The 21364-nt window shown below is 73.4% G+C and carries 20 protein-coding genes; 12 read left to right on the top strand and 8 right to left on the bottom strand.

Annotated features, from left to right (window positions below; translation table 11 throughout):
- Positions 1–121: 121 nt before the first annotated feature.
- Entirely contained in the window at positions 122–1354 is a 1233-nt protein-coding gene (efeB, locus tag ACQP2O_RS37720) for an iron uptake transporter deferrochelatase/peroxidase subunit (protein WP_433173680.1), read from the bottom strand.
- Positions 1354–2520 (bottom strand): EfeM/EfeO family lipoprotein, encoded by a 1167-nt coding sequence (locus ACQP2O_RS37715; protein ID WP_433173678.1) that lies wholly within the window; start codon positions 2518–2520, stop codon positions 1354–1356. Before ACQP2O_RS37715 ends, efeB begins: the two co-directional genes overlap by 1 nt.
- A 302-nt stretch (positions 2521–2822) precedes the next feature.
- On the opposite strand from ACQP2O_RS37715, the gene ACQP2O_RS37710 reads away from it, so the two are divergent.
- Positions 2823–3734, top strand: a complete 912-nt coding sequence (locus ACQP2O_RS37710) for a sucrase ferredoxin (RefSeq protein WP_433173676.1) — start codon at positions 2823–2825, stop codon at positions 3732–3734.
- Between the two features lie 158 nt (positions 3735–3892).
- Entirely contained in the window at positions 3893–4189 is a 297-nt protein-coding gene (locus ACQP2O_RS37705) for a WhiB family transcriptional regulator (RefSeq protein ID WP_345433207.1), read from the top strand.
- An 80-nt stretch (positions 4190–4269) separates the two neighbouring features.
- Here the strand turns inward: ACQP2O_RS37705 and ACQP2O_RS37700 are convergent, their stop codons facing one another.
- A complete protein-coding gene (locus ACQP2O_RS37700; RefSeq protein WP_433173674.1) occupies positions 4270–4878 on the bottom strand; it encodes a dienelactone hydrolase family protein in 609 nt (202 codons plus the stop codon).
- Positions 4875–5522, bottom strand: a complete 648-nt coding sequence (locus tag ACQP2O_RS37695) for a phosphoribosyltransferase (RefSeq protein WP_433173672.1) — start codon at positions 5520–5522, stop codon at positions 4875–4877. The genes ACQP2O_RS37700 and ACQP2O_RS37695 overlap by 4 nt, the downstream gene beginning before the upstream one ends.
- 172 nt (positions 5523–5694) lie before the next feature.
- Here ACQP2O_RS37695 and ACQP2O_RS37690 point away from each other — a divergent pair, with 172 nt between their 5' ends.
- A complete protein-coding gene (locus ACQP2O_RS37690; protein WP_433173670.1) occupies positions 5695–6399 on the top strand; it encodes a hypothetical protein in 705 nt (234 codons plus the stop codon).
- A 155-nt stretch (positions 6400–6554) separates the two neighbouring features.
- On the opposite strand, the gene ACQP2O_RS37685 is transcribed toward ACQP2O_RS37690, so the two are convergent.
- Positions 6555–8111 (bottom strand): glycerol-3-phosphate dehydrogenase/oxidase, encoded by a 1557-nt coding sequence (locus tag ACQP2O_RS37685; protein ID WP_433173668.1) that lies wholly within the window; start codon positions 8109–8111, stop codon positions 6555–6557.
- Complete coding sequence (locus ACQP2O_RS37680; RefSeq protein WP_433173666.1) at positions 8108–8692, bottom strand: TetR/AcrR family transcriptional regulator; 585 nt, start codon at positions 8690–8692, stop codon at positions 8108–8110. The genes ACQP2O_RS37685 and ACQP2O_RS37680 overlap by 4 nt, the downstream gene beginning before the upstream one ends.
- Before the next feature lie 56 nt (positions 8693–8748).
- On the opposite strand from ACQP2O_RS37680, the gene ACQP2O_RS37675 reads away from it, so the two are divergent.
- The 9 genes from ACQP2O_RS37675 (at position 8749) to ACQP2O_RS37635 (ending at position 18290) form a co-directional block, all read left to right on the top strand.
- Positions 8749–10326, top strand: a complete 1578-nt coding sequence (locus ACQP2O_RS37675) for an FAD-binding oxidoreductase (protein WP_433191279.1) — start codon at positions 8749–8751, stop codon at positions 10324–10326.
- Between the two features lie 67 nt (positions 10327–10393).
- Positions 10394–11281 (top strand): diacylglycerol/lipid kinase family protein, encoded by an 888-nt coding sequence (locus ACQP2O_RS37670; RefSeq protein WP_433173665.1) that lies wholly within the window; start codon positions 10394–10396, stop codon positions 11279–11281.
- Between the two features lie 54 nt (positions 11282–11335).
- Positions 11336–12163 carry a hypothetical protein gene (locus tag ACQP2O_RS37665; RefSeq protein ID WP_433173663.1) on the top strand — a complete coding sequence of 276 codons (828 nt, stop codon included), beginning with the start codon at positions 11336–11338 and terminating at the stop codon, positions 12161–12163.
- A gap of 86 nt (positions 12164–12249) precedes the next feature.
- Positions 12250–12648 (top strand): YccF domain-containing protein, encoded by a 399-nt coding sequence (locus ACQP2O_RS37660; RefSeq protein ID WP_433173661.1) that lies wholly within the window; start codon positions 12250–12252, stop codon positions 12646–12648.
- Positions 12649–12761: 113 nt separating this feature from the next.
- A complete protein-coding gene (locus ACQP2O_RS37655) occupies positions 12762–13298 on the top strand; it encodes a hypothetical protein (RefSeq protein ID WP_433173659.1) in 537 nt (178 codons plus the stop codon).
- Positions 13299–13387: 89 nt separating this feature from the next.
- The gene (locus tag ACQP2O_RS37650; protein ID WP_433173657.1) at positions 13388–14884 is read left to right on the top strand and encodes a metallophosphoesterase family protein; all 1497 of its coding nucleotides are present in this window, start codon (positions 13388–13390) and stop codon (positions 14882–14884) included.
- Between the two features lie 103 nt (positions 14885–14987).
- Positions 14988–15590, top strand: a complete 603-nt coding sequence (locus tag ACQP2O_RS37645) for a DUF4234 domain-containing protein (RefSeq protein ID WP_433173655.1) — start codon at positions 14988–14990, stop codon at positions 15588–15590.
- 107 nt (positions 15591–15697) lie between these two features.
- On the top strand, positions 15698–17425 hold the full coding sequence (locus tag ACQP2O_RS37640; RefSeq protein WP_433173653.1) for a bifunctional 3'-5' exonuclease/DNA polymerase: 1728 nt from the start codon (positions 15698–15700) through the stop codon (positions 17423–17425).
- A 13-nt stretch (positions 17426–17438) separates the two neighbouring features.
- A complete protein-coding gene (locus ACQP2O_RS37635) occupies positions 17439–18290 on the top strand; it encodes an alpha/beta fold hydrolase (RefSeq protein ID WP_433173651.1) in 852 nt (283 codons plus the stop codon).
- Here the strand turns inward: ACQP2O_RS37635 and ACQP2O_RS37630 are convergent.
- Positions 18280–19557, bottom strand: a complete 1278-nt coding sequence (locus tag ACQP2O_RS37630; protein WP_433173650.1) for a flavin-dependent oxidoreductase — start codon at positions 19555–19557, stop codon at positions 18280–18282. The genes ACQP2O_RS37635 and ACQP2O_RS37630 overlap by 11 nt on opposite strands.
- Positions 19558–19654: 97 nt before the next feature.
- Positions 19655–21346: a thiamine pyrophosphate-requiring protein gene (locus ACQP2O_RS37625; protein WP_433173648.1), complete on the bottom strand. Its 1692-nt coding sequence runs from the start codon at positions 21344–21346 to the stop codon at positions 19655–19657.
- Positions 21347–21364: the final 18 nt, after the last annotated feature.

The raw sequence follows: 21364 nt of genomic DNA, 5'->3' as shown, positions 1-21364 counted from the left end.
GATGTGAACAGGTCACCATGGCTTCGTCAAAAATCTTTAACTGATCTTTATCCGATCCCGGGGGCCTTTGTCCCTGGAACAGAGTGATTCGCCCTCTTCAGGCTTCATGCCCCGCACGAGGTCAGCCCAGGAGGGCGCGGGCGAAGAAGTCCGTGGAGTCCCGGACGCCGGGCAGCGCGAAGAAGTAGCCGCCGCCGAACGGCCGGATGTAGTCGGTGAGCGGCTCGTCCTTGAGCCTCTCCTGGACCACCGCGAACTGCCGGGCGATGTCCTGCTGGTAGCAGGTGAAGATCAGCCCCATGTCGAGGTCGCCGACCGCGTCCACGCCCCGGTCGTAGTTGAAGCCGCGGCGCAGGATCCGGCTCTCGGCGCTCTGCAGCGTCCGGGGGTTCGCCAGCCGGATGTGGCTCGTCAGCGGGATGACCTTGCCGATCGGGTCGTCGGTGTAGTGCGGCTCGTCCAGCTCATGGTTCCCGTCGAGGGGCGCTCCGGTGTCGCGGCTGCGGCCGAACATCTGCTCCTGCTCGGCGAGCCCGACGCGATCCCAGAACTCCACGAGCATCCGGATGAGCCGGATCACGAGGTACGAGCCGCCGGCGGTCCAGGCGGGCTCCGGCGCGCTCCGGCCCTTCCCGGTGGTGCCCGGGGCCGCCCAGACCAGGCTGCTCATCTCCCGCGCGTCCGCGGGGTCGGGATTGGCGATGCCGTCCTTGAAGCCCATGAGGTTGCGCGGGGTGCCGCTGGGTCGGGGCGGGCTGGCGAAGCCGTTCATCCGCCACCGCACCTGCATGGCGCCGCGCGTGTGCCGGGCGACGTCGCGCAGCGCGTGCACGATCGTGTCCTCGTCGTCGGCGGACAGCTGCAGGCTGAGGTCGCCGTGGCACCACGCCGACTCGAGCGCGTCATTGGGGAACGTGGGCATCGCCGTCAGGCCGGGCGGCCTGCGGCCCGCCAGGCCGTACCGGTCGTCGAACAGCGACGCGCCGACGCCGACCGTCAGCAGCAGCCCGGCCCCGGGCACGTCGGGCCCGAGCACGCCGGAGTCGGCGGGTGGCGCGGAGATGCCGGTGTCGCCCGGCGCTCCTCCGCCGGTCAGCGCGCGGGCGCGGTCGGTCAGCGTCCGGAACAGCTCGGTCAGCTCACTCCGGCCGGAAGCGATGGCGTCGAAGGACACGACGATGGTCCGCCGCCGCGGCCGTTCGACGATGCCCGCCTGGTGCGCCCCATAGAAGGACCGCGTCGCCGTCTCGGCGGCTCCATCGGGCAGCGCTGCGCCGGCGGCGGACGGACCGGCCACGGCCCCGGCCACACCGGCGGCCAGCGCGCCGCGCAGGAAGGATCGACGGTCGGTCATCATCCCCCGCTTCCCTGGGAGCTCCGCCGCGGGGCGCCGATCGTGGCGACCGAGGCGAGCCGTTCGAGGAGTTCACTCGCCGTGCCGTTCAGGCGCTCGCGGTCGGCCTGCGAGAGCCGGTCGACGGACGACCGTCCCTTCAGCAGGGCGGCCATCCGGTCCATCCAGGCATCGACCTCGGCCAGGCCCGGGTAACGCGGGCGCAGCAGCGGGCGGAGCACGTTCACCAGCTCCCGGGTGCCTTCGAGGTTGGCCTCGGCCGTGCGCAGCGTGGTGCCGCTGCCCTGGTCGGCCTCGCCGGTGAGCTGGAACTGCAGGGTGTTCTCCAGGATCTCGTGCGCTCGCAGGGGCAGGTCGCCCGGGTCGATGCGCTGGTTCGGGAAGTCGGACCGCAGGGCGCGGACGTCCCGGGCAAGACGGTCGGTGACACGGGCCAGCGAAGAGGCGGACTCGCCGTGCCACAGGCCGTACTCCACGCGGTGGAATCCGGTGAAGCCGGGATCGTGTACTCCTCCGGGCAGTCCCTCGGGGCGGCCGTTGATCTGGCCGTCGAAGTCGCCGAAGGTGCCGTACGCCGCCCCGAGGCGTTCGTAGGCCAGGTGCGCGGGGGTCCAGGCGGCGCGCGCCGCGTCGAGGTCGCCGTCGTCGACGGCCGAGCGGAGAGCGTCGGTGCGCTCCACCAGGCGGTCGAGGCCCGCGGTGACGTACGCCTGGTACGAGCGCGTGGGCGCGTAGAGGTCGTTGTCGGAGACGGGGACGATCCCGGGGGTGCCGCGTCCGGAGCCGGTGATCCGGGTCACGGGGCCGGTGACGGGGGCGGCGGGGCCGTCCTCGGCGCAGCGGAAGGCGTACGCGCCCGGGCCGAGTGTGATCCGTAGCGTGCGGGTGGTCCTCGGCCCCAGGCCCTCGACCTCGGCGTAGACGGCGCCCGTCGTGGGGTCGATGAGGGTGACGCCGGCCGTGGTGGCGTCGTCGTTGCGCAACGGCAGCGCCTGCGGGCCCTCCCGCAGCGCGGGGCGGCCCGTACCGCAGCCCGTCATCCCCGCCTCGATCGCGGGCGTGGACCGCGCCTGCGCCGCAGGACGCGCCAGGTCACCGGCCGCGACGAGCAGCAGCGCCGCTCCCGCGACGAGTGCGGGAGCGTGCATCGAGACTTTCGTCACCATCGTCCTCAACAGGGGGGCCTACCACGCGGGATCGTGCTCCGCCCGCGTCGATCCGGCGACCCAGGGCGTGTCCGGTGGCGGCGCACGGGAGGCCACTGTACGACGCCCGGGGCCGCGTTCTCGCGGGTATCCCCGGGCTCGGCCGGGTTCGCGTCGTCGGTTCACCGCACCGTCACCGTCGCGTCACCAGGGCTCATTGTCTTGCGGGGACGTTAGATCCGGCGAGGAAGGGTTAGGTTAGGGTTACCTAATCGGATCGGCGCCGGCCGATCCCCGACGCCATCCGATCGACGGGGGACTCCTTGGCGGATCGCCGCTGCACCCATTGCCCCGGAAGCCACGCCGGGGAGCGCCCGTGCCTGGCCAGCGCCACGACGAAGGCGCGCTCGTGGCTGCTCGTCGAGCACCCGGGCCCCTGGGCCGAACGGATCGAGGACACCGACCTGCCCGATCCGATCGCCGAGGCGCTGGCGCGGGCCGAGCGGCATGGGGTGCGCGCCCAGTTCATCCGGGTTCCCGGTCGGCGTCGGGCGACGCCTCCGCTGTGGGTGTACACCGGGTTCTCCGGCGACACCGCCCCGGACGGCCGGCCCGTGACGCCGTGGCTGGAGGGGCGGGAGCTGGCCGATCCGGCGGAGCTGGCGGGCCTGGACCTGGCGTCCGTGGCCGCGGGGCGTGCGCCGGGGTTCGGCTCACCGGTCGCCGATCCGCTGCTGCTGGTCTGCGCCCACGGGCGGCGGAACGCCTGCTGTGCCCGCACCGGCGCGCCGCTGGCCCGCGCCCTCGGCGAGCGCTTCGGCGATCAGGTGTGGGAAACGACACACGTCGGAGGTGACCGCTACGCCGCCAACCTCGTCTGTCTCCCGCACGGCCTGTACTACGGGGACCTGGACGAACGGCGCGCCGTGGACGCCGCGCGGGCGTACCATCGCGGCGAGGTGACGCTCGACCGCTACCGCGGCCGGGCGGGCCTGCCCGAGCCCGTGCAGGCCGCCGAGCACTTCGTTCGCGCGCACACCGGGATCGTCGCGGTGGCGGACGTGTCAGTGGAGTCCATGATCGCCGACACCGCCGTCGTGCGCGCCGGCCTGGAGCGATACCGCGTCCGGGTCGAGCGCGTGGACCCCGGCGCGTGCGGCTCGGGATGTTCGGAGAACCTCGCCACGTATGTTAAAAGGGAGGTGGCCCTTCTCAACGGGGCAGCCCTCGTGTAGCCTCGCTGAGGCCCTATTCGTCGTTCCCACGCGGACACGGCGGCTCTCAGGGAACATCACGGCCCTTCAAGACGTTGCAAGGTTTTGCGCGCGTTCTTACTGATATGGCGCCCGTGACCGAAATTTGCTCACCCAGCAAGCTACGAGGTGGTAGTTCTATGGCTCAGGTACGTCGGCAGGCAAACCTCCCCCGTCCCAGCTGGGGCTGGCAGGACGCTGCCGAGTGCCGGGGGGAGGACCTCATCCTGTTCTTCGGCCCTGACGGCGAGCGTCAGCCGGAGCGTGAGATCCGCGAGCGTAAGGCCAAGGCCGTGTGCATGCGCTGCCCCGTGCGCACCGATTGCCTTGACTACGCCGTCTCCCGGCCCGAGAAGTACGGCACTTGGGGCGGTCTTAACGAAGACGAGCGCGCTTCCGAGCGCCGCCGTCGCATGCGTCGCGCCAACGCCGCGTAGCGTCCCCCCGCTACCTGCGGTTTCGCGACCAGGCCCCGAACGTGGGCCGACCGGCCACCGTGCCGGGCAATCCAGAATTTTCACCCCCTCATATGGCGGGCGAACCAGTTTTCCGCGAGCCGGGCGACCTCCTCGAGAGCGCCCGGCTCGGCGAACAGGTGGCCCGCACCGGGTACCACGACGATCGCCTTTTCGGCCGGCATCCGCGAGGCCGCCCGCTCGTTCAGCGAGAGCACTTCCAGGTCGCGTCCGCCCACGATCAATAGTGTAGGCGCACGTACGACCGCAAGCGCCTCGCCGGCGAGGTCCGGGCGGCCGCCCCGGGACACCACGGCCGCGACGTCGTCCGGGCGCTCGGCCGCTGTGACCAGGGCCGCAGCCGCTCCCGTACTCGCCCCGAACAGCCCCATCGGCCGGGTCGCGGCCCAGCCCACGACGGCGGAAAGTCGTCGTGCGAGCAGCGGAATGTCGAAGCGCAGGCGGGCCGTCCGGGTGTCTTCGAGTTCCTCGTCCGGCGTGAGCAGATCGAACAGCAGAGTGCCGAACCCCGCCGTGTTCAGCGTGGTGGCGACCTGCCGGTTGCGCGGGCTGCGGCGGCTGCTGCCGCTGCCATGTGCGAAGACCACCAGACCGCGTTCGCCGTCGGTCAGGTCCGCCTCGAGCGACACGCCCGCCGCCGGGATCTTCAAAGCAGCCTCTGCACGTCTTCGTCGGACAGCTGGTCGAAATGGACGTACCACTGGCCCACCGCGCGGAAGGTCCAGGGGGCGGCCAGCACGACGATCTCGTCCGCGTCGCCGGTCAGCGCCTTGACCGTCTGGGCCGCTCCGACCGGGACGGCGAGCACGAGCCGTGCCGGATCTCCCGCCCGGACCGCCGCGAGCGCGGCACGCGCCGTCCCGCCGGTGGCCAGCCCGTCGTCGACGACCACGACGTCCCGTCCCTTGACGGGCGGCGGCGCCCGGTCTCCCCGGTACGCCGCGATCCGGCGCAGCAGCTCGGCCCGCTCGCGCCGTACTGTCTCCTCCAGGTCCCGCTCGGTCAGGCCGACGCGGCGCATGAGGTCGGCGTCGAAGACCGGATCCCCGCCCTCGGCGATAGCGCCGACGCCCAGCTCCGGCTGGCTCGGACAGCCGATCTTGCGTGTCACCAGGACCTCGAGCGGCGCGTCCAGGCGGCGCGCGATCTCGCGGGCCACAGGAACGCCGCCGCGCGGCAGCGCGAGGACGAGCGGATCGGCCAGCCGTAGAGGCATGATCTGCTCGGCGAGCAACCGTCCGGCCTCCGCCCGGTCGGTGAAGGGCAGCCGTACTCCCTGACGGCTCCAACCCACGATGAACCACCCCGCGCTCGTCAGCGGCCTTTCTCCTTGAAGCCCTACCCCGCGGTGGAGAGGTGCATCCGGCCGTCCGCCGGGTACGAGTACTTAAAGCACAATCCCCCATTTATTGGACAGATCCGCGCGGCGCTGCCCCCGGAGCGGATCGCGCGAAGGGGGGAGGCGTGTGAGCCGCGCCGAGGGACCGTACGGCAACGTCCCGGCATCCGATCAGCCCAGGCTTTCGTTCGTCGATCCCATGCTCACGGGCCGGACGCTCGGAGCCTCCGGCGACGATCCCGTCGAGCCGTCGCACGAGCGGGTCGACGTGCTCATCCGCCGTCTGTTCGCGGTCGGCCTCGACCTGAACGGCGCACTGGGTCACATCCGGGAGCACGTGGACGAGGAGGGGGCCGTCCGCATGATCCACCAGGCGATCGCCGGCCTGGACGAGGCGATCAGGGACTTCCGGAGCGCGGTCCTCGACCTCTGGCCACCGGTCCGGATCGCTCCCGGCGGCATCCGCTCGAGCATCGTACGAGCCGTCGAACGCGCCAACGGTCCGGGCACCGCCTATCCCATGATCACCTTGAGCGGCGGGACGGACCTCCCGGACGGCGGGATCGCACACCAGGTCGGCGCGCTCCTCCAGGAGATCTTCGCCCTGATCCCCGCCGACCGGCTGGCGAGCACGCGGGTGGAGATGGCCTCCGACCCCTGCCCACCCGGCCGGCTCACCGTGCACATCGACGTTCCGGGCGCGGACCTGGGCGACGTCGGCGCCCGTCTCGGCACCGCCTACGAGCCGCGCGTCACCGTCTCCAGCGAGGCCGTCGCGGCACCGGTGTCACGGTCGCACATCCACCTCGAATACCTCGCTCCGGCGCAGTGAGCGAGCGGCGCCCAGGCGGCGCCTCGCCGCGTTGTCGTCGGTCGCCAGCCAACACCGGGCTGACTCCCTCCTCCGCCTTGCGAGGCACCACCTGGACACCGCTCGTTACGGACGGGGGCTTTGAGACAGGCCCCTGAAGGGCCGCCGTGCGGGGCTCAGCGAGAGCCGGTGCCGGCCGGGGCATGCGCGAGGGCGCGCCGGGCGGCGGGGAGGGCGGCCTCCCGGTCCTCGGCGATGAGGCCGATGCGGGTGCGGCGGTCGAGGAGGTCCGACTCATCAAGGGCGCCTTCGTGCAGGACCGCCCACACCAGTTCGGCGCCGATGGTGGCCGAGCCCGGCGCGACGGGGTCCAGCAGCGAGGGGTCCGCCGCCGCGAGCGCGGCGACGTCGGGAGCCTCCGCGCCGTAGCGCCGCACCAGGTGCGCCGGCGCGGTCAGCCGGCCGAGCTCCGGACCGGACGCGGCGCCGATCAGCGGCAGGCGGGCCGTACGGCAGGGCCCGGCCGTGAGGCCGCGCTCCTCGATCACCGCGTCCAGCGCGTCCTCGGCCATCCGGCGGTACGTGGTGAGCTTGCCGCCGACGATCGTGACGACGCCGTCCGCGCCCCTCAGCACGGCGTGCCGCCGCGACAGGTCGGCGGTCCGGCCGCCGGGGCCGTCGAGCAGCGGGCGCAGCCCGGCGTACGCGCCCGCGACGTCGGAGCGGCGCACCGGCACCTCCAGCGCCGAGTCGACGAGGTCGAGCAGGAACCCGATCTCGGCCTCGGTCGGCTGCGGCACGTCCGGGATCGGGCCGTCCGCGGGCTCGTCGGTGAGGCCGACGTAGACCCGGCCGTCCTCCTGTGGCAGGACGAGCGCGAACCGCCCGGACGCCCCGGGCACCGGCAGGTGGAGTCCGGACAGCGGCGCGCCGAGCGCCTCGGCCCGCAGTACGAGGTGGGTGCCGCGGGAGGGCCGCAGCCGTACGCCCTCGGCGAGTCCGCCTGCCCACACCCCGGTCGCGTTGATCACCGCGCGGGCCCGGATGACCAGCTCCTCCCCGGTCTGCTCGTCCCGGACGTGCGCGCCCTCGCCGGTCAGGGCCAGGGCCCGGCAGCGGGTGATGATCCGCGCGCCGTGCGCGGCGGCAGTCCGCGCGATCGCGGTGACGAGGCGGGCGTCGTCGGTGAGCTGGCCGTCCCAGGACAGGATCCCGCCGCGCAGCCCGTACGAGCGCAGCGCCGGCGCGAGACGCAGCGTCTCGACCGCGGACAGGCGGCGCGGCCGGGGGAGGACCGCCCGGGGCGTGCGCGCGGACAGCCGGAGCAGGTCGCCGGCCCGGATCCCGGCCATCGCCGCCGCGGCAGAGGAGCCGGAGACCAGGGGCGTGAGCGGCAGCACGAACGGCAGCGCCCGTACGAGGTGCGGCGCGGTGTGCGCCATCAGCACGCCGCGTTCGACGGCGCTCTCGTGCGCCACGCCGACCTGCCCGGAGGCCAGGTAGCGGAGGCCGCCGTGCACGAGCTTCGAACTCCAGCGCGACGTGCCGAAGGCCAGGTCGTGCGCGTCGATCGCGGCCACGGACAGGCCGCGCGACGCGGCGTCGAGAGCGGCTCCGGCACCGGTCGCGCCGAGTCCGACGACCAGGACGTCGACGACCTCGCCGGCGGCGAGCGTCGCGAGGTCGGAGGCGCGGCGGGAGGCGTTGAGGGAGGACGTGGCGGGGGGTGTCATGGGGCGAGGTACCTCTCGAGGATCTGGCGCAGTTCCTCGTCGAACGCCTCCGGCGACAGGTCCGGGCCGCCGTCGGTGACGATGTGCCCGGACATGGCGAAGGACTGCACGATGAGCAGGACGGCGCGGGCCTGTCGCGTGGGGTCGTCGGCGCGGATGGTCCCGTCACGGTGACCGGCGCGCAGGGTCTTCTCGAAGGCGCGCAGCATGGCGTCCTGGCTGGTGCCGCGCCGCTGGAGGAGGTAGGGCAGCAGGATCTCGGGGTCCACCTCGAGGATCTTGAGGAACAGCGGGTGCTCGCGGAGCGCCGCGACCCCGGCGACGAGGGCGTCCACCGCGCGGGTGCGGACCGGGCCGCCGTCGGTGGGCGGGGCGACGGGGGTGACCACCCCGGCCCATTCGCGGGTCATGAGGTCGGCGACCAGCGTGCGCACGTCCGGCCAGCGCCGGTAGATCGTCATGCGGGACACGCCGGCGCGGCGGGCCACGTCGGTGAGCGTCGTGCGCGTTACCCCCACCGCGAGGACGCAGTCGCGGGCGGCGTCGAGCATCGCGTCCTTCTTGTGACGAATGGACGTCATCTGTCACAGTGTAAATCCAGGGAACGTCCGGAAGGAAGGGGAAGGCCGTGCCGGCGATGCTGTGGAACGGCTGGGGCGATCCGGAACGGGCCACGCGACTGCCCGACTCCGTCGTCGGGCTGCTGCGCGAGCTGCTCGGCGTCCGGCCGGACCCGGTCCCGCCGGTGCCCCTGAAGGACATCGCGCCGCCCGCGCCGCGCGCCGGCGCACGGGCTTTGGAAGAGATCGTCGGCCCCGACCACGTGCGGACCGACGACGAGGCGCGGATCCGGCACACCCGCGGCAAGTCCACCCCGGACCTACTGCGCATCCGCGCGGGCGACGCGCGCGACGCCCCGGACGCCGTCGTGCTCCCCGGCGACCACGAGGAGATCCTCGCGGTCCTGGAACGGTGCTCGCGCGAGCGGATCGCGGTCGTTCCCTTCGGCGGCGGCACGTCGGTCGTCGGTGGGCTCACGGCGGAGGGAGAGTCGTTCGCCGGGGTCATCGCGCTCGACCTGCGCCGCCTCGACCGGCTCACCGCCCTCGACACCGAGTCGCGCACGGCGACGCTGCAGGCCGGTCTGCGCGCCCCGCGCGCCGAGGCGCTGCTCGCCGAGCGGGGCTACACGCTCGGCCACTACCCCCAGTCCTACGAGTGGGCGACCATCGGCGGGTTCGCCGCGACGCGGTCGTCCGGCCAGGCGTCGGCCGGGTACGGCCGGTTCGACGAGATGGTCGCCGGGCTCACCGTCGCGACCCCGCGCGGCACCCTGGCCCTCGGCCGGGCGCCCAAGTCCGCGGCAGGCCCCGACCTGCGCCAGCTCGTGCTCGGCTCCGAGGGCGCCTTCGGCGTCATCACGGACGTGACCGCGCGGGTCCGTCCGCTGCCGGAGGCCCGCCGGTACGAAGGCTGGCGGTTCGCGTCGTTCGCGGAGGGCACCGCCGCCGTACGGGCCCTCGCCCAGGACGGGCCGCTGCCGACCGTGCTCCGCCTGTCCGACGAGACCGAGACGACGATCGGCCTGGCCCGGCCCGACGAGATCGGCGAGGCGAGCGGCGACGGCTGCCTGGCCGTCTGCGGGTACGAGGGCGCGGCGGAGGAAGTGGCCGCGCGCCGCGCCGGCGCGCACGCCGTCCTGCGCGCGCACGGCGGGGAGCCGCTGGGCGACGGCCCGGGGGAGAGCTGGGCCGCCGGGCGGTTCTCCGCGCCGTACCTCCGCGACGCCCTGCTCGACGTGGGCGCCCTCGCCGAGACCCTGGAGACCGCCGGGTTCTGGTCGAACCTGCCCCGGCTCCAGGAGACGGTGAAGCTGACGCTCGCCCGCGAGCTCCCGTCCTCCCTGGTGATGTGCCACATCTCGCACGTCTACCGCGACGGCGCCTCGCTGTACTTCACCGTGGTCACCGCCCAGGGCGACGAGCCGCTCGCCCGGTGGGGGCGCGCCAAGGCCGCCGTCAACGACGCGATCGTCGAGGCGGGCGGCACGATCAGCCATCACCACGGCGTCGGCACCGACCACCGCGACCGGCTCGTCGACGAGATCGGGCCGCTCGGCGTCGAGATGCTCCGGGCGGTCAAGGACCGGATCGACCCGGCGGGCATCCTCAACCCCGGCGTACTGGTCCCTCCCGCCCCCACACAACGCCCGTGACCCGTACGATCCGGCGGAGGGCCCGCACGCTGCCGGGCCTGCGGGTATCGGGAGAAGGGTGCTGAGGATGCGATCGTTCACCGCCGTGGTGAACCCTGCGGCGGGCGGGGACGCGGCCGCCCGGCTCATCCCCGTCGCGCGGCTGCTGCGCGAGGCCGGCGCGGAGATGACGGTGGAGTACAGCCGCAGCCTCGAGCACGCGGCCGAGCTCGCGCGCACGGCGGCGGACAAGGGCCACACGGTCATCGCCGCGGGCGGTGACGGCATGGTCGGCGGGCTGGCCGGGGCGCTGTCGGGCACCGACGGCCTCCTCGGCATCCTGCCCGCGGGCCGCGGCAACGACTTCGCGCGCCAGCTCGGCCTGCCCGACGAACCGGACCGGCTCGCCGCACTGCTGCTGGAGGCCGAGCCCCGGCGGATCGACGCCATCGAGGTGACGTCGCCGGACGGTGCGAAGCGCGTCGTCGCGGGCAGCGTGTACGGCGGGGTCGACTCCGTCGCCAACGCCCACATCAACCGGCTGACCCGGCTGCCCGGCCCGCTCGCGTACTACCTCGGCCCGCTGCGCGCGATCGCCACCTGGCGCCCGGTCTCGTACCGGATCACCGTGGACGGCGAGCTCCATGAGGAACGCGGCTACACGGTCGTCGTCGCGAACTCCGGCTACTACGGCTACGGCCTGCACATCGCGCCCGACGCGGCGGTCGACGACGGGCTGCTCGACGTCGTGATCATCCGGCACGCGCCTAAACGGCTGTTCTTCGCCGTCATGCGGGAGCTGCCGCAGGGCACGCACGTGCGCCGCCCGGAGATCGAGGTCCTGCGGGGCCGCGAGGTGGTGATCGAAGCAGATCGGGAGATTCCGTACGGAGCGGACGGTGAGCTGCTCGGCACGCTCCCGGCGACGGCCCGGGTGCTGCCCGGCGCCCTCAACGTCATCGCCGATCCGGCCTGACACTTGACGCGGGGTTTACCGGTCCGAGACGGGGACGGCGGTACGTTCCCCGATGTGATCCGTGATTCGGGGGCGATCACTGCGAAGCACGCGCTGGCCGCGCTGGCGGGCATCGCGGTGGGTCTGCCGGTCCTGGCGGCCCTGGCGTCCAGGCAGGACGGGCAGCCCGCCGGAGGGCTGCCGGCCCGGTACGTCCCGTGGGCCCGCGTCGGGCACCGCGTCCCGACGGCGTTCCCGGACCGGCGCGCGCCGGAACACCCGCCCGCCCGCACACCCACCCGGTACGGGCCCGCGCGGGCGATGCCGGCGCCCTCGGCCCGGACGACGCTCCGCGGTCCGACTCCGTACCGCCGGTCCGGCCCGAGCACGTACCGCGCCCCGACCGACGACCGCGGCCCGAGCCAGGCCGCTCCGCGCGACGCCGACCGGACGCCCGTGGAGGGGCTCGTCCGGACGCCGGAGCCGAGCGGATCGTCTCAGGGCGAACGCCTGAAACACCCGGTCGACCTGGAGTTGTCCATCGCCGCGCCGCCGACGGTCCGGCCCGGCGGCCGGTTCTCGTACTCGATCCGCCTGACCAACCACGGCCCCGGCACACCCGGGCCGATCACGGTGCGCAGCGCCCTGCCGCCGGGCACCGTACGGACCGGCGCCTGGCTGCCCACCGGCGTCGACGGGTACACCGGCGCGCGGGAGGCCGCTCTCGTCGTGCGCCGGCTCGAACCCGGCCGGTCGCTGGCCGCGCGGTTCGACGTCAGGGTGCTGCCGGAGACCCGCGGTGAACTCGTCGCGCGGGGCCGGATCGCCGCGGTCGGCGGTGGCTCGGACCGCGACCCCGACGACGACGCGGCGCAGGTGTCCACCGTCGTGCGAACCCACTGAGGCGGCGAGCGGCGGTCGGGGAACCGGGGGCGGTGATCGTGCGTCTCACCGGATGACCGACACTGGTCAGGAGGAGAGCAGGGGACATGCGGACGATCCTGAACGTCATCTGGCTGATCTTCGCCGGGTTGTGGCTGGCGCTCGGCTACTTCCTGGCCGGGATCATCTGCTGCATCCTCATCATCACCATTCCGTTCGGGATCGCCGCCTTCCGGATCGGGGTGTACGCGCTGTGGCCGTTCGGCAAGACGGTGGTGCGGCGCGGCGACGCGGGGGTGATGTCCGCGATCGGCAACGTGATCTGGTTCTTCGTCGCCGGGCTCTGGCTGGCCATCGGCCACGTCCTCACCGGGATCGCCCTGTGCATCACCATCATCGGAATCCCGCTCGGGCTGGCGAACTTCAAGCTGATCCCGGTGTCGCTGCTGCCGCTGGGACGTGAGATCGTCTCCACCGACGACCCACGGGCCTTCACGGTGGGCTGACGCGCCTCCGGATCGGCCGGCGCTCACCGGGGCCGTCTCCGCCGGGTGATAAAGATCATCCTCTCCATTGGCGGTCTGGACAGGCGGTCGGCCACAGGGACACACTTGGCCCCATGTCAGCCACGCCGTTGCCCAAGCAGGGCGACGTGTTCTTCGACTCCCGGGGAGCGGACCGCGCGCTGCGGCTGAGCCGCCACCCCGACGCCGGCGTCGTCGTGCTGAGCCTCTGGAACGGCGGCGTGTGTCAGGGCACCTTCCGGATGCCGGTCGACCAGATCGCCGCGTTCGCGGAGACGCTGCTCAGCGTGGCGCCCGAGGCCAGGCCGCGGTTCCCGCAGACCGGGCAGTACGAGCCGCCCGCGGAGCAGCACGAGCCCGGCCCCGGCGGCCCGTACCCGCAGTACGAACCGCCGCCCGCCGAACGGCACGAGCCCGCGCCCGGCGGCCAGTACGAGCCGCCGCCCGCCGAACGGTACGAACCGCAGCCCGAGGGCCGCTACGAGCCCGGGCCCGGTGTCCAGTACGCGCCGTACGAACCACGGCCGGCGGGCCGGTACGAACCGGAGCCCGCGGACCGTCGCGGACCGGAGTCGGTGGACGGGTACGGCCAGCCGCCCGCCGGTTCGCACGGGCCGCCGACGATTCCCTGACCCGCGAGCCTTTACTACAAGGTCGGACGAGCTGGCCGGAATGTGTCGAACACCGGTCATACAGTGACGACCGCTGTTACGGTGCCACGGTGTCTCCCTCTTCCCGCGACTCCGCAGCCGATGCCGGGTGGACGTGCCGGGAGCCGGGAACGTACACCTCACTGCTGCCGCCGGGCACCCGGAGCCTGTCCTGGACGCGGCCGGGGACGCTCTGGCGGGCGCGCAACGACGTGCTGGCGCGCTGGTTCGGCGACCCCACCGACGACGAGCGGGTGCGCTGGGTCGGTGAGCAGGTCGCACGCGGCGCCGACCCGGAGTTCACGATCCCGCGCGACGACCCCGACTCCTTCTCGTTCATGATCCTGGGCGACACCGGTGAGGGCGACGGCTCGCAGTACGCGGTGGTGCCCGGCTTCGAGAAGATCGGCGCGGGCACGCGCTTCGCGATCATCGCCAGCGACGTGATCTATCCGACGGGGAGCGTGAACGAGTACCCCGCGAAGTTCTTCCGGCCCTACCAGGGCTACGACGCGCCGATCTACGCCGTGCCGGGCAACCACGACTGGTACGACGGCCTGGGCGGCTTCATGCGCGTCTTCTGCGGCGCGCCGCCGCTGTCGCCGGACGGACGGCCGAAGGCGCTGTCGGCCGCCTGGTGGCGGCGGCTGTTCTGGAAGGAGCCGGACGTCGCCGACGAGAAGCTCCTCGCCGCGGGGCAGGCCATGCGGTCGGCGCCGGAACAGCAGGAGGTGCAGCCGGGCCCGTACTGGGCGATGGACGCCGGGCCGCTGCGCATCGTCGGCATCGACACCGGCATCCTCGGCGGGATCGACGCCGACCAGGGCGCCTGGCTGCGCAGGGTGTCGCAGGGACCCAGGCCGAAGATCCTCGTCACCGGCAAGCCGCTGTACGTGGACGACGCCCACCACCCCTGCCCGATCGCGGGCGGCGGCACCGTGGACGACATCGTCCGTGACCCGGCGAACAACTATGTCGCCGCGATCGGCGGCGACATCCACAACTACCAGCACTATCCGGTGCGGGTCGGCGACCGCGTCATCGAGTACATCGTCTCGGGCGGCGGAGGCGCGTTCATGCACGCCACCCACACCATCCCGCGGGTGCGGGTCGGCGGCGTCACCGAGGATGAGTTCCGCTGCTATCCGCTGCGCGGCGACTGCCTCGCCTTCTACAGCCGGCTGTACGGCAGGCGGCTGCGGCTGCGGCGGTTCTTCGAAGTGTCCGAGGACCAGGCCGCGGCCGTGATCGCCCAGCGGCTCGAGATGTCGCCGCGCCGCGCGACCGAGGCGGCGGTGACCTGGCGCACCAGGATCGTCGCGTCGCTGCTCGGCGTGCCGCCGCGCCCGCACCGCCGGTCCCGGCTGCGGCTTCCGGTACGGCGCATCTACCAGCGATTCCTCTCACCGATGTCCGATTCGAACCACCCACCGCTGTTCAAGAGCTTCCTGCGTCTCGACGTGACGCCGGAACGGCTGCGCATCCGCTGTTTCGCCGCCACCGGGTGCCGTGAGCACGAACTTGACCCGCCCGTCGAGGACGAGATAACGATTCACTTCTCGCGATAACGAATCACCGGGAACCTCGGCACCTTCGAGCGCGTCGATCAAAGATGTCCCTTACGACCGCCCCGAGAACGGTCGTGATCCCCTATCCCAGGAGAACCCTTTAATGAGCAATCCCTACCCCCAGCCCCAGCAGTACCCCGGAGGGGGACCGCAGCATCAGGGCCAGCCGCAGTACCAGGGGCAGCAGCCGCAGTACCAGGGCCAGCCCCAGTACCAAGGCCAGCAGCCGCAGCAGCAGTACCAGGGGCAGATGGTCCCCGCCCAGCAGGGCGGCGTCGCGCCCGCGCAGCACGGGCAGCCGGCCCTCATGGGCATCCAGATGAAGCGCCGCAACCCGGTCGGCGTCTGGCTGGGCCTGCCGCTGATCACCCTGGGCATCTACAACCTGGTCTGGTACTACTCGGTCCACGCCGAGCTGGCGAACTTCGACCGCCGCCGTCAGATCAGCGCCGGGATGGCGATCTGCTCGTTGCTGTTCGGGTCGATCACGCTGGGCATCTGGCCGCTCATCACGTGGATCAGCCTCGGCGGGCACATCCGCGAGGCTCAGCGGGCCGCCGGCCTGCAGCCGACCTGCAGTGGTGGCATGGGCTTCCTGCTGGGCATCTTCGGCTTCGGCACGCTGTACTACCAGATCCAGCTGAACAAGGTCGTCGACCGGTACAACGGTGCGCCCACCGGCGCGCAGGTTCCGCTCGCCGCCTGACCGAGACGTCCCGGGGCCGGCCGGACCCGGCCCCGGATCGCTTCCGCCGTCGTCGTGCGCGCCGCCACTGATCCGAAATCGTCAGTGGGTCCGGGCAGAATCGACCCATGCGGATCGCAGTGGGCGCGGTGGGGGAGGGCGGTGTCCTCCAACCCGTCACGGAGGACGGCGCCCCGGCCGGTCCGGCCGAGCAGGTCACCGACCTCATCGCCGCGATCGCACGGCACGAGGCCGCCGCGTCCCGGTCCGGCGGAGCGCGAGGCGACGCGGCGGGATCGCCCGGTGGAGCGCCGGGCGACACGACGGCGCCCTCCGGCGGGGCACGGGGCGACGCCGCACCGTCCGGGGGCGTCCGCTGGGTGTGGTCCCCGTCCGCCGGTCTCTACCCGCGCCTGCTGAAGGCGGGAGTTCGCGTCGCGCGCTGCCACGACCTTGAACTCACCGAGACGCTCCTGCTGGGGCACGCCGGCCGGTTCGGAGAGCCGCGCTCGGTCGCGGCGGCCCTGGCCCGCCTGCGCGGCCTGCCGGTCCCGGACGATCCGGTCGCCGGCGACGACCTGCCGACCCTCTTCGACGAGGGCCCCTCCGATGACATCGACGCGATCGTCGCCGTCCACGCCGAGCAGCAGCGGCGGGTGGCTGAGGCGGGGCTGCGGATGCTCGTCGCGGCCGAGTCGGCGGGCGCGCTCGTCGCGGCGGAGATGGGCCACGACGGTCTGCCCTGGCGCGCCGACGTCCACGACACGCTGCTGACCGAGCTGATGGGGCCCCGGCCGGCGCCGGGCCTGCGCCCGCGCGGCCTCCAGCACCTCGCCGATGGCATCGGCGACGCGTTCGGCCGGCGGATCAACCCCGACTCGCCGTCGCAGATCGTCAAGGCCTTCGCGCAGGTGGGCGTGCGGATCCCCTCGACGCGGTCGCACGTGCTCCGGGAGGTCGAGCATCCCGCCGCCCGGCTGCTGCTGGAGTACAAGGAGCTGGCACGTCTCTACGTCGCGCACAGCTGGGCGTGGGCCGATACCTGGGTGCGCGACGGCCGGTTCCGCCCGGAGTACGTCGTCGGCGGCGTCGTCTCCGGCCGCTGGGCCACCAACGGCGGAGGAGCGCTGCAGATCCCGAAGGTGCTGCGGCGCGCGGTCGTCGCCGATCCGGGCTGGAGTCTCGTGGTCGCCGACGCCGCCCAGTTGGAGCCGCGCGTGCTCGCCGCGCTCGCCGGGGACCAGTCGCTCGCCGCCGCCGCGGGCGAGAACGACCTGTACTCCGCGCTGGCGGGCGCCTTCGGCGGCGCCCGCGACAAGGCCAAGATCGCGATGCTGTCCGCGATGTACGGCGGCACGAGCGGGGAGGCGCCGCAGCTGCTGGCGGTGATGCGCCGCCGGTTCCCCGCCGCGTACGACTATGTCGAGGCGGCGGCCCGCGCCGGCGAGGCGGGCCGGGTGGTGCGGTCCCGGCTCGGGCGCACCAGCCCGCCGCCGTCGCAGGAGTGGCGCGACCTCGCCGTCCAGGACGGCGGCGGCTCGGCGGTGCGCAGCCGCGGCCGGTTCACCCGCAACTTCGTGGTCCAGGCGAGCGCCGCGGACTGGGCGCTCGTGCTGCTGGCGGCGCTGCGCCGTAGGCTGACCGTCCTCGGCGCCGGCGACGCCTCCCACGTGCCGCGGCTGGTCTTCTTCCAGCATGACGAGGTGATCGTGCACGCCCCCCAGGAGCTGACCGAGGCGGTGATCGCCGCGGTCCGGGACTCGGCGGCGGAGGCGCGTCGCCTGGTGTTCGGCGACACACCGGTCCGCTTTCCGATGGAGGCCGTCGCGGTCGAGTGCTACGCGGACGCGAAGTGATAGTGGTAGGCAGATGAATCAACGGTCATTGGGTGATTGGCGGCTGACCAGGACGTACCAGGCGGGCTCGGGGGAGGTCCGCTGGGACCGGCTCGGCGATCGAGGAGGGCCGCCCGTCGTGCTGCTGCACGGCACGCCCTTCTCCTCGTACGTCTGGCGCGGGATCGCGCGGGCGCTGGCCCAGCGCTACGAGGTCTTCGTCTGGGACATGCCCGGCTACGGCGCCTCGGAGAAGTTCGAGGGACAGGACGTCTCGCTGGCCGCGCAGGGCGCGGTGTTCGCCGAGCTGCTGGCGCACTGGGGCCTCGACGAGCCGCTGGTGGTCGCGCACGACTTCGGAGGCACGGTCGCGATGCGCGCGCACCTTCTGCACGGCGCGCGCTACCGCGGGCTCGCGCTCGCCGACACGGTCACCCTCACGCCGTGGGGGTCACCGTCCTTCCGGCTCATGGGGGAGCACCACAAGGTGTTCGAGCAGCTTCCGCCCGCGCTGCACGGCGCGCTCGTACGGGAGTACGTCGGCTCGGCGAGCGCACGCGGCCTGCATCCGGACGTTCTGGAACGCCTCGTCGAGCCGTGGCTCGACGACGAGGGCCGGCCCGCGTTCTACCGCCAGATCGCGCAGGCCGACCAGAGTCACACCGCGGAGGTGCAGGACCGGTACGGCACCATCGACGTCCCGGTGCTGGTCTGCTGGGGCACCGACGACGCGTGGATCCCGGTCGACAAGGCCCGTGAACTGGTCGCGCGGATCCCCGGAGCCCGGCTCCAGCTCGTCTCCGGAGCCGGACATCTGATCCAGGAGGACGCTCCCGCCGAGCTCACCGCCGCGGTCGCCGGGTTCCTGCGCGACCTCACCTCGTGACGACCGGGTCCCACGACTCCCGGCGGTTGAGGGCCTCGGCGTCCACGTCGGTCGTCTTCTGCCAGGCCTCGCGCACGCTGACGAGCTCCTCGGCGTCGAGAACGTCCTCGATCCGGGTGAACCCCTCGGGCGCGCGCTCGGCGATCAGTTCGAGCATCCGGTCCAGCGGCATGTCCCGGCAGGCCAGCACGACCGCGTTGGCCTCGGGCCGCCGTACGGCCTCGTACGAGCACAGCCCGGCGACCGGGTCGGTGGCGAAGGAGGCCAGCTCGCGGGCGAGGATCCGGGCGTCCAGGATCGCCTGCGAGCCGCCGTTGGAACCGACCGGGTACATCGGGTGGGCGGCGTCGCCGGCCAGCGTCACCCGGCCCCGGCTCCAGAACGGCAGCGGGTCGCGGTCGACCATCGGGTAGTCGAGGATCCACTCCGACCTCGACAGCAGGCCGGGCACGTCGAAGCCGTCGACGCGCCAGCCGGCGTAGTACGGGAGCACGTCCTCCAGCCGGCCCTCGGTCGTCCAGTTCGCCATGGCGCTCCCGGTCTCCGGGCTCGAGGAGACGCGGACCTCGGCCACCCAGTTCACGAGGGCGCGGCCACGCTCGGCCGCCGCCTTGGAGATCGGGTACAGGACCATGCGGCCGGTGCTGTGGGTGCCGACGACCAGCATGGTGTCACCGGTGAGGAACTCGTCGACCTCGGCGACGCCGCGCCACATGCGGACGCCGTTCCACAGCGGTGCGCCCTCGTCCGGGTGCAGCAGCCGCCGGACGGTGGAGAAGATGCCGTCCGCACCGACCAGCACGTCCGCGCGAAGCGTGACGACGTCCCCGTTGGCGCGATCCCGCAGCTGCGCGTCGACCCCCTCGGGGTCCTCTTCGTACGTCTCGAAGGAGAGCCCGGTCCGTACGGCGTCGTGGCCGAGCCGTTCGCGTACCGCGTCGAGGAGCAGCATCTGCAGCTCGCCGCGGTGGATGGAGTACTGCGGCCAGGTGTATCCGGCGTGGCGGCCGCGCGGATGGACCGCGATCCGGTTGCCGAACCGGTCCATCGTGATCATCTCGCGGGTCCGGATCCCGGTGGCGTCGAGGGCCTCGGCGAGCCCGAGCTCGGTCAGCTCCCGTACGGCGTGCGGCTGCAGGTTGATGCCCACGCCGAGCGGCCCCAGCCGCGGCGCCGCCTCGACGACGCGTACGCCGACGCCGGCCTTGTCCAGCGCGAGTGCGGTCGTCAGGCCCGCGATGCCCGCGCCCACGATCAGCACGTCCACGACAGTTCCTCCCGTGATGCGCGTTCTCATGAAGGAGCGGGCGGTCGCGTAGGCCCCGCCCGACCGGGGCCGGCCGGACCGGCCCCGGGGGCAGGGGTCAGTCGCGCACGATGCGGACGTCCACCACCGCGGCGCGTCCGGCCTCGAGGGCCTTCAGCGCCCGCCGCAGGGCGGGGACCAGCTCCGCGCGGTCGTCGACGCTCTCGCCGTGCGCGTGGCAGGCGCGGGCCACCGCCGCGAAGTCGGGCGGGCTCTGGAACCGCGTGCCGACCGCGTCGCCGCGCGCTGCGGAGCGCCCCTCGGGGAACAGCTCGTACACCGGGAGGCGGCTCGCCCGGTAGCCGTCGTTGTTGAGCACGACGGTGAGGGTGGGCGCGTCCGCCTCCGCGGCCAGGCACAGCGCCGCCGTCGGCACCCCGAACATGAAGCTGCCGTCTCCGACGACGGCCACGACGCGCCGCTCGGGTGAGGCGAGCTTGACGCCGACGGCGCCGGCGAGCCCCCAGCCCAGTCCCGGGCTGCCCGTTCCGGCGAGGGTGCCGGGCACGCTGCGCTCCAGGATCTCGCGGAGCGCCGTCGCGTTGGTGACCGCCTCTTCGACGACGATGTCGTCGGCCTGGAGGACCGCGTTCAGCGCCGCGAAGACCTCCGGCGCCTGGATGGGGCCGTCCGCGACGGCCGCGCCGGTCGTGGCGTCGGCGTTCAGATCCGCGCCGCTCCACTTCGCCGCCGGGTCGACGTCCCGCACTGCCTCCGCGACCTGGTCGAGCACGGTCGCGCCCTCCGCGGCGACCGCCAGGTCCGCGGGGAAGGACCAGAGCGGCATGTCCTCCCGCAGCGGATCGGCGGCGATCTGGACGATCGTCGCGTCCGCGGCCGGGCGGACGAACTTGGGGATCCACGGCACGTCGCAGTCGGCGACGACGATCAGGTCGGCCTCGGCGACGAGTCGCCGGGCGGTCGCCATCGAGCGGACCCGCAGGGGATGCGCGGTGTCGATGTTGACGCAGCCGCTCTCGGGCATGTCGACGACGCGGGCTCCGGTGCGCTCGGCCAGCCGCGTGACCACGGCGAACCCGTCGTGGCGCCGGCCGGTCCGCGCCGTGATGAGCAGCGGCCGCTCCGCCTCGGTCAGCAGGTCCGCGATCCGCCGTACGGTCTCGGCGTCGGCGGCGGGCGGTCCCGGGACGGCGTAGCCGGTCGACCGCCCCGCCTCCGCGGCCGGCGGGTCCATCAGGACGTCGCGGGAGACCATGAGGTAGGCGGGGCCCGGCCGTCCCCCGCGGGCCACCTGTACGGCGCGGCCGATCGCCCGGGGCAGGACGTCCGGTCGGGTGATCTCCAGCGTCCACTTGGCGTAGCCGCGGACGATACCCGCCTGGTCGGGCACGTCCTGCTGCCAGTGGATCGTGTGCGCGCGCCCTCCGGGGGAGTCCGCCTCCTCCCCGTACGGGGTCTTGCCGGCGATGACGATGACGCCCGCCCGGTCGCGCAGCGCGTTGTGCATCATGGCGCCGAGGTTCTGCGTGCCGACGTCGACGTGGACGAAGACGGCCTGGGGACGCCGGGTCACCTGCCAGTATCCGTGCGCGGCGGCGAGGGCCACCGACTCGAACGTGCAGGGAATGATCCGCGGCATCCCGACGCCCGCCTCGGCGAGGGTGATCGCCGCCTCCTGCAGAGGGGCCGAGTCGGTGCCCGGATTCAGGAACAGATGGTCGACGCCGTGCTGGTGGAGGAGCCACAGCAGGTGCTCGGCCGTGGTGGTGGGTCGGAATTCGTCGCTCACGTGGTCTCTCCGCTGGGG

This window comes from Actinoallomurus sp. CA-150999, assembly GCF_050942425.1.
In the GTDB taxonomy this organism is placed as follows: Bacteria; Actinomycetota; Actinomycetes; order Streptosporangiales; family Streptosporangiaceae; genus Actinoallomurus.
The sequence above is the reverse complement of the archived record's forward strand: the minus strand, read 5'-3'. Positions and strand labels throughout refer to the sequence as shown.

Excerpts from the sequence above, each read along its gene's own strand:
- ACQP2O_RS37635 (WP_433173651.1), top strand. The coding sequence starts at position 17,439 with ATGAATCAACGGTCATTGGGTGATTGGCGGCTGACCAGGACGTACCAG.
- ACQP2O_RS37640 (WP_433173653.1), top strand. The coding sequence starts at position 15,698 with ATGCGGATCGCAGTGGGCGCGGTGGGGGAGGGCGGTGTCCTCCAACCC.
- ACQP2O_RS37680 (WP_433173666.1), bottom strand. The coding sequence starts at position 8,692 with ATGACGTCCATTCGTCACAAGAAGGACGCGATGCTCGACGCCGCCCGC.
- ACQP2O_RS37660 (WP_433173661.1), top strand. The coding sequence starts at position 12,250 with ATGCGGACGATCCTGAACGTCATCTGGCTGATCTTCGCCGGGTTGTGG.
- ACQP2O_RS37670 (WP_433173665.1), top strand. The coding sequence starts at position 10,394 with ATGCGATCGTTCACCGCCGTGGTGAACCCTGCGGCGGGCGGGGACGCG.
- ACQP2O_RS37645 (WP_433173655.1), top strand. The coding sequence starts at position 14,988 with ATGAGCAATCCCTACCCCCAGCCCCAGCAGTACCCCGGAGGGGGACCG.
- ACQP2O_RS37655 (WP_433173659.1), top strand. The coding sequence starts at position 12,762 with ATGTCAGCCACGCCGTTGCCCAAGCAGGGCGACGTGTTCTTCGACTCC.
- ACQP2O_RS37675 (WP_433191279.1), top strand. The coding sequence starts at position 8,749 with ATGCTGTGGAACGGCTGGGGCGATCCGGAACGGGCCACGCGACTGCCC.
- efeB (WP_433173680.1), bottom strand. The coding sequence starts at position 1,354 with ATGACCGACCGTCGATCCTTCCTGCGCGGCGCGCTGGCCGCCGGTGTG.
- ACQP2O_RS37705 (WP_345433207.1), top strand. The coding sequence starts at position 3,893 with ATGGCTCAGGTACGTCGGCAGGCAAACCTCCCCCGTCCCAGCTGGGGC.
- ACQP2O_RS37685 (WP_433173668.1), bottom strand. The coding sequence starts at position 8,111 with ATGACACCCCCCGCCACGTCCTCCCTCAACGCCTCCCGCCGCGCCTCC.
- ACQP2O_RS37715 (WP_433173678.1), bottom strand. The coding sequence starts at position 2,520 with ATGGTGACGAAAGTCTCGATGCACGCTCCCGCACTCGTCGCGGGAGCG.